This window comes from Nesterenkonia rhizosphaerae (assembly GCF_039544555.1).
Lineage (GTDB): Bacteria > Actinomycetota > Actinomycetes > Actinomycetales > Micrococcaceae > Nesterenkonia > Nesterenkonia rhizosphaerae.
In genome coordinates this window covers 295,264-309,505 of the sequence record NZ_BAABLW010000007.1, presented here as the reverse complement: position 1 = coordinate 309,505, position 14,242 = coordinate 295,264, and the positions used below count along the sequence as shown (strand labels likewise).

The window sequence follows — 14,242 nt, the reverse complement described above, 5'->3', positions numbered from 1 at the left end:
CCACACCGATACCGGTTAGATCACCTTCAGCTCGCGCAGCTTAGTCTCGACGTCGGCATTGCTGGGCTCCACCTGGTGTGTGGCATCCGGGTAGAGCACCACGGGGATGTTGGTCCGGCCGGAGATATCCCGGGCCACATCGGCGGCGTCGGGCTCTGCCACCAGGTCAATATAGGTGTAGGCAACGCCCAGTTCATCCAGCTGTGCCTTGGTGCGGCGGCAGTCTCGGCACCAGTCGGCGCCGAACATCTTGATGGTCTGGTCTGCGAGCTCAGTCATGGCACCAGAGTCTATTCCTGCCGCCGGGACGTCTGCACCCGCCTCAGGATGAACCAGAGGATCCCGAGGGCAAGAGCCACCAGCACCACGTATTGCAGGATGCTCGCATAGCGTTCGACGACGTGCCAATTCTCCCCCAGGAAGTATCCGGCCAGGATGAAGATGGTGTTCCATAAAAAGCTCCCGGCCATGGTCATCAGTCCGAATTGCCACAGCGGCATCCGCGAAACCCCGGCGGGAATAGAAATCAGGCTGCGGAAGACCGGGAGCATCCGCCCGAAGAAGACCGCCAACCGTCCATGGCGGTGAAACCATGCCACGGTGCGGTCCACATCGGCTGCGTGGAGCAGCGGCACACGCTCGGCGATACGTCTAAGCCGGCCAGCCCCCAGTAGCGCTCCCAGCGCATAGAGCAGATAAGCACCCACCACCGAGCCCACGGTGGTCCACAGCAGGGCCTCAGCAAGGGTGAAGCTGCCCCGGCTGGCGGCAAGCCCAGCAAGGGGCAGGATGACTTCGCTGGGAATCGGCGGAAACAGGTTTTCCAACGCTACTGCGAGCCCGGCACCGGGTGCCCCGATAAGGTCCATCAGCGAAACAGCCCAGTCAGCTATCTGCGTCAGTATGGATTCAGATTCAGTCGCGCGCATCGCAGGTCTCTTTCTCCCTGCTGCGGCACTGCACGGAACAAGCGGCGGTACCAGCAGGGGTGTTGAAGCTACCGGGTTGAGCTCTCCGGTACCGGTGGGCTCACTGTCGAGTCTCCCGTTTCAGCCTATGACCCCACCGCAGTCCTGGGGAGGGGTCAGTCCCCCTGGCTCGGGCAGCAGCGGCGGTGAAAGGGACTCACCATAGCGCCTCATCGATGCCGAGGCATTCCCCGGAACTCATCCTGGGGTATGAGTCCTGGCCCCGCGGGCTACTCCCCAGGGGTCCGGCCAGGGGCTGTTTCGACACCTTTTGACACCCAGTTGTTCGCATAGTGATACCCCAGAGGGAGTACCAAAAGACTCCTTGAGGGCGATGTGGACTATAGGTCCTGACTGTCAGGCTGAGAGCAAGCAGAAAGGACCCACGTGCACACGCTCTCTCCTTCAGACAGGACCGCAGACCCACACGAACCCGGTAGCGGCAGGCGAATCCTCATCGGCGCCGACACGTTCCCTCCGAATATCAACGGTGCGGCCCGGTTCGCCCGAGACCATGCTGTTCGTCTGGCCCGACGCGGGCACACCGTGCACGTGGTGGCCCCTGCGAGTTCAACGCGAGCCTCCTCGGGATACGAACACTTCGACGACGTAACGCTGTTCGTCCACCGGCTTCCGAGCCTGAGATGGCCGCTACATGACTGGCTGCGCTTCGTACCGCCCTGGGAAGCGCGCTCTCTGGTACGAAAGGTACTGAACATCGCTGAACCCGACGTCGTGCATACTCAGTCCTTCTTGGGCATCGGCCGAGCGTTGGCGATCGAAAGCCACAGCCGCGGGATACCTACTGTGGCGACCAATCACATCATGCCCGAAAACGTCCTGGATTACAGCGGGTTGCCAAAGGCTGTTCAGCCCGCGCTGGTCCGGTACGGATGGAATCTTGCGAAGTCGACCTACGCGAGGGTCGGAGCAGTCACCAGTCCCACTCCTATCGCGGCAAGCTATCTGCAGCAGCACACCGGACTTGACCGTGTTGAACCGATCTCCTGTGGCATCGACACCCAACGCTTCCTCCCCAAGAGTGCCAAGCCCGCTCGCAACAGCGTGCTTTACGTGGGTCGCCTGGACCGCGAGAAGAACCTCCACACTCTTCTGAATTCCTTCGCTCAGCTCCGCAATGGACACGCCGCAACGCTGAATATCGTGGGACACGGTTCAGAGCGTGAGGCTCTGGAGCACCGTGCACAACAACTGGGCATCGCCGCTGACGTCACTTTTCATGGTTTGGTCTCGGATGAAGACCTCGTACGACTTCACCATGAAGCCACGGTGTTCGTCATGCCCTCGGCTGCCGAACTGCAGAGCCTGGCCACCCTTGAGGCGCTGGCATCGGCAACACCAGCAGTTGTAGCCAATGCCATGGCCCTCCCCCATCTGGTCAGCGATGGCCTCGAGGGATATCGGGCTGAGGTGGAGAACCCCACGAGCTTCACGGTAGGAATCTCTCGCATCCTTGAGGCGTCAGCGGCTGAGTATCAACAGCACATGCGTGCCGCCCTGGGCCGCGCAGCACAACACGACTCACATCATGTCGTGGCCAGGTACGAGGACCTCTACGACCATGCCGCCAACCTCATCTGAACCACGCAGTGCTGAAGAATGGGAGCACTGAGCACTGATGTCATCTCTGCTAGACCTCAGCACTGTTCAGGACCTGTCCCTCATGGGCGGGATCGCACTTGCGATTGCAGGTGCTGCCCTCATGTCCTTCGGAGCGCATTACCAGCACAGAGGCGTGGTCTTCGCCACCGCTAGTGGTGCCCACGTTCACAGCGACTCACTGTCCGGACTGTCATTCCGAAAACTCCTCCAAAGCCAAGTGTGGTGCATCGGCACCGCGCTTTTGGGCTGCGCAGTGATCGCCCAGATTGCTGCCATTGCGCTGGCCCCGATCGCCGTGGTCCAGCCACTAGGCGTGCTGGCACTCGTGATCTCGACATTGCTTCACTCACATGCGCACCGTGTCCGGATCTCCGGGACCACCCTCGGTGCCCTTACGCTATGCGTTGCCGGTGTCGGGGTTTTTGTCACCGTGGCAGCGGCTTTCGCGTCGACCAAACCTGCTGCTGGACAGCATTCGCTTGCGCTATCCGCCATGCTGGCAACGGTGCTCACTCTTGCATTGTTGACCTCGCGACTGCTGCGCCGGAAAGCTGGCAAACCGAGCGTGCTGTACTTCATCGCCGCTGCGGGTGTGATCTATGGAATCGTCGTCACGCTGGCGAAGTCGATCATCAGCACCTTCCAGAATGGGTCAGTCGACGGCAGCACAGCGCTTCATCTGGCAGTGCTGCTGGCAGGAACGATCACCGGCGGCTACTTCGTCCAGGCCGCCTACGCCGTGGGACGCCCTCATGTCGTCGTGGCGGGCCTGACTGTCATTGACCCAGCCGTGGCTGTTGCCATCGGCCTGTATCTCTTAGGTGAAGGCAGTGGCCTTCCGCTGTGGGCATCAGGTGTCTTCCTCACCTCGGGAGCTTGCGCCGTCTACGGCGTCGTACTGCTCTCCCGGCATCGGCACGCTCCCATCCCTGCGGATCAGTCGCAGCTGGGGGCCGGTACAGAGGCGTTGCAACTGTCCGTTGACTCGCCACCGCTGGTACGACGGGAGCTTGGGCAGCATCACCGATAGCACCGCGACCCGTCCCGCATAGGCTAGTTCCATGCGCAGTTGTCGAACATCTTCAGTATGCGGCGAACCACCATGGGGCAGCGCGAATGTCCTGGGCTGAACGCTTACAGACTGTGCTGGTTGCCCTAGCAGCTCTGGCCGGACTCGCCGCCGGTGCCGCCGGGGATTTCGGCCGCTTCGCCGAGCCAGTGGTCTTGCCCGCTCTGCTGATGATGATCACCGCCGTCTTTGTGCAGCTGAACCTCACACAGGTACGGCAAGTACGTGGAGCAGGTTCCCTGGTGATATGCAGCCTGGTGCTGAACTACCTGGTCACCCCCTTGCTGGCATGGGGACTCGGTGCAGGTCTGCTGGCTGATCAACCGGATTTGCGCATCGGGCTGCTTCTGCTGCTGGTGACCCCCTGCACCGACTGGTACTTGGTATTCATCGCCCTTGCACGGGGGCATACCGGAATTGCCACCGCCCTGCTGCCGGTTAACCTGATTCTCCAGCTGATGCTTCTCCCGGTCTATGTCTTGCTGCTCGGTGGAAACGCCGCCAGTGTGTCCTTGGACTCTCTGGTGGAGGCGATCGTCGTCGTGCTGCTCATCCCGCTGACGCTGGCGACGACGCTGCGCTGGGTCAGCCGCAGAGCTGATCTGCCTGCGCTGGACAGCGCCAGATTGGACCGCTGGGCATCCGCCGTCGTCATTCCCATGCTGTGCGTGGCGGTATTCGCGATGTTCCTGTGGCAGGCTCCCACAGTGCTTGGTCACACCGCCGAGCTGCTGTATCTTCTGCTGCCGCTGGGGGTGTTTTTCCTCGTCTTACCGGTCTTAGCCACCCTCAGCGCTCGGGCCTTGAAGCTGCCCGGGCCACAGCGGGTGACACTGACCATGGTGACGGTGGCCCGCAATTCTCCGATTGCTCTGGGCATCGCCGTCGTGGCGTTTCCGGATCGTCCGCTCATCGCCCTCGCCCTGGTGCTGGGCCCTCTGGTGGAGCTCCCGGTGCTGGCGGTGCTTTCCCAGGTGCTCCGCCACCGAGAGGGGCGGACTCTGGATTGAGCCGGTATTCCCGTTAGCGGTGTTGAGATATCTCACGCAGTCATCCCTTTGACCGCGACGGGTCTCAGGCCCCACACTGGAATGCAGGTGCCGGGCTGCAGGTAACCCCCGGGCTCCAACCTTCAGCCGCTACGAGCGGCCACGCGCCGTGAGGCGTTCCCAGCCCGGCACCACCTTCTTTCCTGATCCCGCGCCCCTCACCTGGGGTTTTCACATGCGGCGAACTGTTCACTTAGTGGCTATAGACTCTGCATCTGTACGTCACTTTCTGTTCACCTTCGCCGCACCGCTTAAGGGAATCAGTACTGCATGATCGCGCTTCACCGTCAGCGTCACACCCAATCGACGGACCTGCTCACTGAGATCGCACAGCAGGTCCGCGCGGGTGCAGGCCTGCTCGCACAGCTGCTGGGCACACCCGGCGGCGAACGTGCAGCTCACCGAGAGGAGCTGCTGAGCCTGGAGGGCCGGACTATGGACCTCCACTTCGCCCTGATGACTCATATCCGCAGCGTGTTCCTGACTCCGCTGCCGAGGGAGGACATCTATAACCTCTCCCAGCAGCTGAACCGCACCATGGAACATGTCACCGCCGCCGGTGACTTCATCCTGACCCGGCATCATCTGCAGCTTCCTCCACAGAGCCACGCCCAGCTGGAGACGCTGTCGCGGCAGGTGGACTTGACGACCACAGCTATGAGCCGCCTGGAGGACTTCGATCATTTGGAGGACTACTGGGCGCAGATGCAGCGCCTGTCCAAGCAGGCCAATCGCACCCATCGGGAATGGGTGACTTCTACTGACTCAGCTTTCCAGCCCAATATCGCCTTGCAACAGTCTGACCTGGCCAAAGAGATCCTCGCCGCGGTGCATGCCCAACGGGCCGTCGCCGTGATCTGCGGTTCCATCATTGTCCGGGAGTCGTAGAACCCGGTGGAACTGCTTCTTATGATTCTCGTCGGCGTCGTGATGATGCCGACGCTTTATGTGGCGGGGCTCCATGATGTGCCCAACTCCATTGCCATCCCTGTGCGCACCCGAGCGCTGACGCCTAAGCTGGCGACCCGAGTAGCTGCCCTGTTCAACACCCTGGGTGTGCTCCTGGCGCTGCCGCTGGGCCTGTACATGTACTCGTGGTTCGATTTTCCTGCTATGGACCCGGGGCTGACCCTCGCGGTGATCCTCAGTGCGCTGATCAGTCTGCTGGGTTGGAACCTCTTCACGTATTTCCAAGGCGTACCCACATCGACGACCCACGCGCTGCTGGCAGCGCTGCTGGGCGGTTCCCTTGCGGCGGTGCAGGTGGCTGATATTGCCACTGAAGAAGTACTTGCTCTGCCCTGGCTGACCCCGTTGTTTACTCTTCTGCTTTCCCCACTGGTGGCCTTTGGTGCAGCGTATCTCCTGGTGTTCCTCGCCGTGCGATTAGCCCGCGGTGAGGACCCCAATGAGGTGAATCGAATCTCTCGCGGAGTTCAGTCGGTCAGCGTGGGCTTAACCAGTATGGGGACCGGGCTGCAGCAAGGTCAGCGCTTCGCCTTTGTTCTGATGCTCGCCCTGGCCGCCGCCGGGGCCACCGATCCAGAGACGTGGATCGCCTGGTCGTATGTGCTTTTCGCTCTGCTGATCGGTGCGGGGTGTCTGCATGGCGGATGGCGTATCGGCCACGTGCTCGGACACCGCTTGGTGGCTATCGATCCGCTGCGCGGCATGGTGGCCACCACCGCCACTTCCGGGCTGCTCTTTGCCGGCTCCTTAGGACTTGCTCTGCCGCTGTCCACCTCGCTGACCTCGGCCAGTGCCATTATCGGCGCAGGTTCGAATCAGCGCTTCGCCACCATCAACTGGCGGCAGTTCCGACGCATCATCATCTTCTGGACGGCCACCCCGCTGGCATCCGGTCTCAGCACTGCAGTGCTGACTCTAGTGATGGCACCGCTGGTGCTTTAACGCCAGCGCCCGACGCTCTGCACGCAAGACGAAACGCCCCGCCGCAGCACTGGCGAAGGTGCCGCAACGGGGCGTCGTCGTTAGTGGTTCCTCCGGTTTATCCGAACTTGCCCGAGACGTAGCGCTCGGTCTGCTCGTTGGAGGGGTTGTTGAAGATGGTGGTGGTATCGGCGTACTCGATCATCTTGCCGGGCTTGCCGGTGCCGGCGATGTTGAAGAAGGCAGTCTTCTCGGAAACGCGGGCTGCCTGCTGCATATTGTGGGTCACGATCACGATCGTGTACTCCTTCTTCAGCTCGGAGATCAGATCCTCGATCGCCAGAGTGGAGATGGGGTCAAGTGCCGAGCAGGGCTCATCCATCAGGATCACATCGGGCTTCACCGCAACGGTGCGTGCGATGCACAGGCGCTGCTGCTGACCACCGGAGAGGCCTGATCCGGGCTTATCCAAGCGATCCTTGACCTCGTTCCAGAGGTTGGCACCACGCAGCGCGGTCTCCACGATCTCATCAGCCTTGGAACGACTCATGCGCGCGCCGTTGAGCTTGTAGCCCGCCAGCACGTTCTCGCGGATGCTCATGGTGGGGAACGGGTTGGGGCGCTGGAAGACCATGCCCACCATGGTGCGTACTGTCACCGGATCCACACCGGATCCATAGATGTTGTCATCATCGAGCAGCAGCTCGCCTTCTACGCGAGCGCCGGGCAGCACCTCGTGCATCCGGTTCAGGGTGCGCAGGAAGGTGGTCTTGCCGCAGCCGGAGGGCCCGATGAAGGCGGTGACCGACTTAGCCGCGATCTCGATGTTAACGCCTTCCACGGCCAGGAAGTCGCCGTAGTAGACGTTGAGATTCTTAGCGGTAATGCTCTTGGACATGTCTGTTATCTCACTCTTTCTTCAGCTGCTTCGGCGGGCTCTAGCGGCCGGTTTTCTTCGGCGCGAAGATCGTGGCGATGATGCGGGCAATAAGGTTCAAGCCCATCACGATCAGGATCAGGATCAGTGCCGCCGCCCAGGCACGCTGGAAGGACGGATCGTGGAAGGTCGGATGCATCGGTCGGGTGAACTGCTGATAGATGAACACCGGAAGGGTGGTCATCCATCCCTCGAAGGGGTTCCAGTTCACGCGGGTAGCGAAGCCGGCGGTGAGCAGGATCGGTGCGGTTTCACCGATCACGCGTGCAATCGACAGCGTCACGCCCGCAGCAATACCGGAGATCGCCGTCGGAATGACAACTTTCAGGATGGTCCGCCACTTACGCACGCCCAGCGCGTAGGAGGCTTCGCGCAGCTCGTTGGGCACCACCCGCAGCATCTCCTCGGTTGTGCGTACGACGACGGGGATCATCAGCACGCTCAGCGCAATGGCGGCAGTGACACCCATGGTGGAGCGGCCCGGGACCGGGATCCCCAGTGAGTCGGCGAAGGAGAGGAAGCTCGCCATCGCAGCAGCGCCGAAGAGGCCGGCCACGATGGAGGGAATACCGGTCATCACATCCACGAAGAACGTAATGGCACGGGAGAGCGGCCCGCCCTGGGAGTACTCCACGAGGTAGATGGAGGTCAGCAGACCAATAGGCACCGACACCAGGGTGGCCATGAGGGTGATGACCAGTGAGCCGATGATGGCATGCCGGATACCGCCAAGGACTCCGTGCTCACCCTCCTGGGTGCCGGCATCTGTGCTGGCGTTGATGCCCTGCATATCCGAGGTCAGGAATCCAGCGTTGGTCAGACCTTGGAAGCCCACGATGGCGACCGACATGATCACCGAGACCAGCGGCAGAAGGGCCAGGGTAAAGGCTACATAGATCAGGTTTCGCCAGAACATGTCCTTGGCTTTGCGCCGGTTGATGCGCACTAGCGTGATCACATAGGCCAGGACCAGGTGGATGACTGCTGCGAAGACGAACCAGAGTGCCCAGTTGATACTGAACTCTTCGGCGTCGCCTAACAGCACTACCAAGGCAAAGCTGAGGAGAAGGCTCACTGCAGCGCAGGCGGGCAGGAACCAGCGGGGCTGGATATTTCCGGTGAGGCTGTTGGGCCGCAGCATAGCGGCCGGCTCGTGGGGCGGCTCGTGCCCGCCGGCCGGTCCCTGGACTGATGCCGGGGTGGGATTCTTCGTCTGTGTGCTCTCGGTCATCAGTTGGCTCCTGAGAATTCCTTATGGCGGGAGACGATCCAGCGCGCAAGCATGTTCACCAGCAGGGTGATGACGAAGAGCACCAGGCCGATGGCGATGAGTTCATGCCAGTGCACGGAGCCTTCGCGCGACTCCGGGAAGTTCGAGGCGATATTTGAGGGGATCGTGTCATGGCGGCCGGATTGGATGATGGACCAGGCGATGGGGCCGGAGGAGAGCACCAGCACCACTGCCATGGTCTCGCCCAGTGCGCGGCCCAGACCCAGCATGATGCCCGAGATGATGCCGCCTCGAGCGAACGGCAGAACCGTCATAGTGATCATTTCCCACCGGGTGGCACCTAGTGCCAGGGCCGCTTCTTCGTGCAGCTTCGGAGTCTGGATGAAGATCTCGCGGCAGACGGAGGTAATGATGGGCAGGACCATCACCGAGAGCACCACTCCAGCGGTGATGATGGTGCGTCCGGTGGGTGAGGGGGATCCGCCGAAGATCGGGATCCATCCCAGATACTCGTTGAGCCAGTTGTACAGGGGCACCAACTGCGGGGCCAGGAATGTCATGCCCCAGGCGCCGTAGACCACAGAGGGGATGGCAGCCAGCAGATCGATGACGTAGCCGATGCTCCGTGAAGCACGTGGCGGTGCGTAGTGGGAGATGTAAAGGGCGACGCCGATGGCTACCGGAGCCGCAATCAGGAGCGCGATCACCGAAACAATGAGCGTACCGATGACCAGTGGCCAGGCGTGGCTGATGAATTCGCCGATATGGAAGCTTGCGCTATCCGCCTGGCCGTCCTGATCGTGGTAGACCGCGCCCCAGGAGTTGTAGACCAGGAAGAACGCTACGAAGGCGAGGATGATGAGAATACCGATACCGGCGAATCTCGCCAGCCCAGCAAAGCCTCGATCCAGGCCGGCACCAGCCCGGTCACCGCTGGCCAGCGAGTTCCCGGTCGCTTCGCTGCTTCGGGTACGACGGCCGCTACGGGTCTGGAGCGTCTGTCCTGATGACTGTGACTCGTCCGAGCTCACGTGCTCTCCCTTACGAAGATGCAATGGGTTCAAAGAATATTCTGGTGCCCAGTGATTCCCCTGAGCAGGGCACGGACGCCGGGGTCATGCCTTCCGGGATTAGCCCGGAAGCACTGACCCCGGCGTCCGCTTCACTCGCACCATTTGAGGATGGCTTGACGAATCAAGCCAGCTTAATCGGGGGACTTAGATAAGTCCCGTTGAATCAGCCAGCGGAGATCTGACCGATTGCCTCGAGGGCTTCCTCGCGCAGTTCCTCCGAGATCGGGGCAGAGCCGGCGACATCAGCTGCAAGCTGCTGAGCTTCCTCGGAGACGATGTAGGCAGCGAAGGCCTGAGCGAAGTCAGCATCGTCCTGGCTGGGGTACTCGTTGCACCAGATGGTGTAGGCGATCTGGATGATCGGGTAGGTGCCGGCCTCTTCGGTATCGCGGGCGATCTCGAAGGCCATGTCGTTGGGTGCGCCACCGCCAGCAGGCTCGGAGGCGCTCACCACTGCCGCTGCAGCCTCGGAGGAGATCTCGGTGTAATCGCCGCCGACCTCAACGTTGACGGTGACGAAGTTGTCGTCGATACGGCCAGCGTCAGCGTAGGTGATGGCTCCGTCGATCTCAGATGCCAGACCGATCACGCCACCGGTGCCCTCAGCGGACTCAGCAGTGGCCTCAGATGGCCACTCGCCGTCTGCGTCCCACTCCCAGGTGGAGGATGCCGCAGCGAGGTACTCGGTGAAGTTCTCGGTGGTGCCGGAAGTGTCCTGGCGGTGCACCACGGTGATGTTCGTGGAAGGCAGGTCCAGATCCGGGTTGTGCTCGGCGATGGCCTCATCATCCCAGCTGGTGATCTCACCGGAGAAGATGGAGCCCAGGGTGTCGGCGTCGAGGTTGACGTTCTCGTCAACGCCTTCGAGGTTGATGGCTACGCCGATGGGTGCGATGTAAGTGGGCAGGTGGAACGCGCCGTCGGGACCGCACTGGTTAGTGGAGTCCTCGTACTCGCCCTCGTCCATTGCAGCGTCGGAGCCAGCGAACTGGTACTCGCCGGAGAGGAAGCCGGAGCGACCGTTGCCGGATCCCACGGAGGCGTACTCAACAGCTGCGCCGCCGGACTGGCCCTCGAACTCGGAGATCCACTCGAGCATTGCAGTCTCGTGGGAGGATGCGCCGCCGCCGTAGAAGTTGCCGGAAATGTCAGCGGCAGAGGGAAGATCGCCGGAAGCTTCTTCCTCCGCACCGCCTTCGGTGCCGTTGTCGGTGGCCTCGGTGGTGGCCTCGTCGGTGGTGGTGTCCTCACCGTCGTTGCCGTTGTCACCGCCGCATGCCACCAGTGCCAGCGATGCCACGGACAGAATGGCCGCTGCGCGACCGAAGCTTGCTACCTTCACAATGTCCCTCTCTGAGGTTTGACCTGGGCGTTGATTTTTCGCCCGATGCCTATGGTGCTTGCAATTGGTTCGCGCCCGATAGAAGCCGGAGCCGTGATGTGCAAGATGTGCACACTGCAGCGCTGAGCGAACCGGATGCCACGCTAGGCACATCAAGTGACAGAAAGTCACCGTGGAGGTAAACGCAAAGTGAACAGATAGGGGCTAAACAGTTTAGCTATCGAGGTGCAGAATCATCCGGGTGTTGCCCAGGGTGTTGGGCTTCACCCGAGCCAGATCAAGGAACTCGGCCACACCCTCATCGGGAGAGCGCAGCAGCTCAGCGTAAACATCTGGATCGACCGGACGTTGGTCCTCCATCACTGCAAAACCGTGACGGCGGAAGAACTCCACCTCGAAGGTCAGACAGAAGACTCGTTGCACACCCAAGAACCGGGCCCGCTGCAGCAGCCCCTCCAGCAGCGCCGAACCGATACCGCGTCCACGGTGGCTGGCATCAGATGCCAGGGTGCGCACTTCAGCCAGGTCCTCCCACATCACGTGCAGTGCCCCGAAACCCAGCAGCTGTCCGTCGTGATCCTGCGCAATGAGGAATTCCTGGATGGATTCGTAGTAGGCCACCGCCTCCTTGGCGACCAGCACGCGCTTGTCCACCAGCGGTGAGGCCATCTCCATAATGGGCCTGACATCACGGGTGCGCGCCGGGCGCACGGTGAATGGGCGGGTGTCGGCTGGATGCTCTTGTGCGGTCACGGGGTCACCCCTGCTAGCTCAAAGGCATGTGGTTCTGAGCTGATGCCAGAGACTGAGACCCGCAGCTGGTACTCCCCGCCGGTGAGTTCAGCAGGCTTAGCGCAGTCCACCGCGGAATCTGAGCGCGGCCACACCATCTGGGCACGTTCGATCTGCCCGGGTGCAAATTCCATCTCCAAAGAACTACCGCGCAGCTCGCACTGGGTAGTGGTGAAGATCTCGCGACCCTCCCGGGAGACCCGGAACGCCTGCTGCGTTGTCCCCACGTCAAGGGTGCAGGCTTCGTTTCCGGTATGCGTGATCTGCATGACCAGCAGTGGTGCCTCATCCGTGGAATAGGCCTCTTTATCGGTGGAGGCGACCACCTCAATATCGGCAGGCGCGCATTGGCCCTCCGGCACTTCCTCCGCCTCGGTTTCCGGCTCCGCTTCACCTTGTGGGGAAGGCGCGGCCACGGCGTCGTCGTCCTGCGTCTGGGAGGTCCCTTGCTGGTGCTGGGAGGGATCCTCCTCCTGGGCGAAAAGTCCCACCAGCCCGGTGACACCCCAGATGATCAGGGCGAGCAGGAAAACCGCCACTAGTGCCGCTACCAGCTGACGTCTGCGATAGACGGCAGGAGACGGTCGACGGCGCTGGTTCATAGTTCAAGCCTATGACGTGGGGCTGCTATTGCCGCGACGCAACTCCGGGCAGACCAACGCCGGAGGTTCCTCAGAAGCTGGGGTCGTGACCATAGCGGCTGGCGTAGTGGGCATCGAGAATTTCGTTGTATCGACGACGCCGACGGTGCACCCTCATCAGCCAGGCGAAGAGCACCATCGTCACCACCATCATCACCACAACAAAACCCATACCGGTGACGGCCTGCCCGATATCGTCCTTCAGAATGGACTCCAGGAAGACACCCGCCGAAGCCATAGTGAAGATCATGCCAAACGCTGCAGCGGCCCACAGGACGACCACTTTCCATGTGCTGAGATGACCTCGGGGTGGCGGTGGTGCCGACTCACGGAAATCGCGGTCCATTGCCGCTTGTTCAGCAGCCGTTCCCGGTCTTTGCATCCTGCATCCCCCATACACTTCGCTCAGCACGAGCACTTCTGCTCCGCTGGGTTTAAGTGTATGAGTTGGACCATGCCCAGCGTTGCCGGACGGCCACGGGGTCAGCGCGCGCGGTACTGGGCGGTGAGCGGGCACTCCATGGGGTCAGCGTGACCCAGCCCCACCTCGTTGAGGTAACGGATGACGATTCCGTAGGACTCCACCAAGCCAGCCTCGGTATAAGGGATGCCGCGCTCAGCGCAGAACTGCTTCACCATGGGCTGGACCTTGTGCAGATTCGGGCTGGCCATGCGCGGGAACACATGGTGTTCAATCTGATAGTTCAGCCCGCCCATAGCCCAGTCCATCAGCCGTCCGCCCCGGATATTGCGGGAGGTCAGCACCTGGCGACGCAGGAAGTCCACTTCGGCGTCCTTGGGGATCACCGGCATGCCTTTGTGGTTGGGGGCGAAGCTGGCCCCCATGTAGACACCGAAAACCACCAGCTGAACGGCTAGGAATGCTGCCCCGAGCCCGGGACCCAGCAGCAGGATGACCAGCAGCGGGAAGCCGATGACTCGCACGATCAGCATCGCCGCTTCGGCCTTACGGTGCTTGAGCTTCTTTGCCCTGATGATGGTCTCAGCCGCACTGTAGTGCAGTACCAGTGCGAACAGTGTCAGCAGTGGGAAGAAGAGCCAGCCCTGACGTTTGGCCAGCCAGCGCATGAATCCCGTACGCTCTGCGGCGTCTTCGGGGACGAACACCAGCGCACCGGGAGCGATGTCTCCATCCTTGCCGATGGTGTTCGGATGCGCGTGGTGTTTGCCGTGCTTTTTTGTCCACCAGCCGTAGGAAAGCCCGACGATGAGGTTTCCGGTGATCCGGGCGAACCACTCGTTGTGACGGCCCGAGGCGAAGACCTGCTGATGGGCGCCGTCGTGAGAGAGAAACGCGGCCTGGGTGAAGAGAACCCCGAAGAGCGCTGCCACGGCCAGCTGCCACCAGCTCTGGCCCAGAGTGGCCAGCAGGGTTCCTGCCAGAGCGAAGGCAGCCACCAGGACAATACAGCGGCCGATGTAAACGCCCGGACGGGCGTCCATGAGGCCCGCTTCCTTAGCTTGCTGGGAAAGTTCAAAGAACTCGTTAGTCTGCCGGTTGCGTGCCCTGGCCGGCGCTGCGGAAGCCGCTGAGCTGGACGGGGCACCCGTAGTCGATTCGGTGCGCTGTGTCATCGTCATGGCTTCACGCTAAGGACCAAGTCAG

At 61.9% G+C, this 14,242-nt stretch carries 15 protein-coding genes; 5 read left to right on the top strand and 10 right to left on the bottom strand.

All coding sequences use genetic code 11. The features are described from left to right. Positions 1 to 15 precede the first annotated feature (15 nt). Together ABEA23_RS07095 and ABEA23_RS07090 are read right to left on the bottom strand one after the other, a co-directional pair. Positions 16 to 279, bottom strand: a complete 264-nt coding sequence (locus ABEA23_RS07095; protein ID WP_345477368.1) for a glutaredoxin domain-containing protein — start codon at positions 277 to 279, stop codon at positions 16 to 18. A gap of 11 nt (positions 280 to 290) precedes the next feature. Continuing rightward, on the bottom strand, positions 291 to 929 hold the full coding sequence (locus tag ABEA23_RS07090; RefSeq protein ID WP_345477367.1) for a DedA family protein: 639 nt from the start codon (positions 927 to 929) through the stop codon (positions 291 to 293). A 426-nt stretch (positions 930 to 1,355) separates the two neighbouring features. Between ABEA23_RS07090 and ABEA23_RS07085 the strand changes: the two genes are divergently transcribed. From ABEA23_RS07085 to ABEA23_RS07065, 5 genes are all read left to right on the top strand, one after another. After that, a complete protein-coding gene (locus tag ABEA23_RS07085; protein ID WP_345477366.1) occupies positions 1,356 to 2,570 on the top strand; it encodes a glycosyltransferase in 1,215 nt (404 codons plus the stop codon). Positions 2,571 to 2,607: 37 nt separating this feature from the next. Next, positions 2,608 to 3,621 carry a DMT family transporter gene (locus ABEA23_RS07080; RefSeq protein ID WP_345477365.1) on the top strand — a complete coding sequence of 338 codons (1,014 nt, stop codon included), beginning with the start codon at positions 2,608 to 2,610 and terminating at the stop codon, positions 3,619 to 3,621. 86 nt (positions 3,622 to 3,707) lie between these two features. Further along, the gene (locus tag ABEA23_RS07075; RefSeq protein WP_345477364.1) at positions 3,708 to 4,670 is read left to right on the top strand and encodes an arsenic resistance protein; all 963 of its coding nucleotides are present in this window, start codon (positions 3,708 to 3,710) and stop codon (positions 4,668 to 4,670) included. 309 nt (positions 4,671 to 4,979) lie between these two features. After that, positions 4,980 to 5,597, top strand: coding sequence for a DUF47 domain-containing protein (locus ABEA23_RS07070; protein ID WP_345477363.1), 618 nt, complete (start codon positions 4,980 to 4,982; stop codon positions 5,595 to 5,597). 6 nt (positions 5,598 to 5,603) lie between these two features. Further along, positions 5,604 to 6,620, top strand: coding sequence for an inorganic phosphate transporter (locus tag ABEA23_RS07065; protein ID WP_345477362.1), 1,017 nt, complete (start codon positions 5,604 to 5,606; stop codon positions 6,618 to 6,620). Between the two features lie 97 nt (positions 6,621 to 6,717). Here ABEA23_RS07065 and pstB read toward each other — a convergent pair whose 3' ends face one another. From pstB to ABEA23_RS07025, 8 genes are all read right to left on the bottom strand, one after another. Further along, positions 6,718 to 7,497, bottom strand: coding sequence for a phosphate ABC transporter ATP-binding protein PstB (gene pstB, locus ABEA23_RS07060; RefSeq protein WP_044495311.1), 780 nt, complete (start codon positions 7,495 to 7,497; stop codon positions 6,718 to 6,720). Positions 7,498 to 7,537: 40 nt separating this feature from the next. Next, on the bottom strand, positions 7,538 to 8,767 hold the full coding sequence (gene pstA, locus ABEA23_RS07055) for a phosphate ABC transporter permease PstA (protein ID WP_345477361.1): 1,230 nt from the start codon (positions 8,765 to 8,767) through the stop codon (positions 7,538 to 7,540). Continuing rightward, on the bottom strand, positions 8,767 to 9,708 hold the full coding sequence (gene pstC / locus ABEA23_RS07050) for a phosphate ABC transporter permease subunit PstC (RefSeq protein WP_345478639.1): 942 nt from the start codon (positions 9,706 to 9,708) through the stop codon (positions 8,767 to 8,769). Before pstC ends, pstA begins: the two co-directional genes overlap by 1 nt. Positions 9,709 to 10,003: 295 nt before the next feature. Then, entirely contained in the window at positions 10,004 to 11,182 is a 1,179-nt protein-coding gene (locus ABEA23_RS07045; RefSeq protein ID WP_044495310.1) for a phosphate ABC transporter substrate-binding protein PstS, read from the bottom strand. A gap of 213 nt (positions 11,183 to 11,395) precedes the next feature. Then, a complete protein-coding gene (locus ABEA23_RS07040) occupies positions 11,396 to 11,935 on the bottom strand; it encodes an amino-acid N-acetyltransferase (protein ID WP_345477360.1) in 540 nt (179 codons plus the stop codon). Beyond that, the gene (locus ABEA23_RS07035) at positions 11,932 to 12,576 is read right to left on the bottom strand and encodes a hypothetical protein (RefSeq protein WP_345477359.1); all 645 of its coding nucleotides are present in this window, start codon (positions 12,574 to 12,576) and stop codon (positions 11,932 to 11,934) included. Before ABEA23_RS07035 ends, ABEA23_RS07040 begins: the two co-directional genes overlap by 4 nt. A gap of 70 nt (positions 12,577 to 12,646) precedes the next feature. Further along, positions 12,647 to 12,961 carry a hypothetical protein gene (locus tag ABEA23_RS07030; RefSeq protein WP_345477358.1) on the bottom strand — a complete coding sequence of 105 codons (315 nt, stop codon included), beginning with the start codon at positions 12,959 to 12,961 and terminating at the stop codon, positions 12,647 to 12,649. Positions 12,962 to 13,098: 137 nt separating this feature from the next. After that, the gene (locus tag ABEA23_RS07025; RefSeq protein ID WP_345477357.1) at positions 13,099 to 14,217 is read right to left on the bottom strand and encodes a fatty acid desaturase family protein; all 1,119 of its coding nucleotides are present in this window, start codon (positions 14,215 to 14,217) and stop codon (positions 13,099 to 13,101) included. Between the last annotated feature and the right edge of the window lie 25 nt (positions 14,218 to 14,242).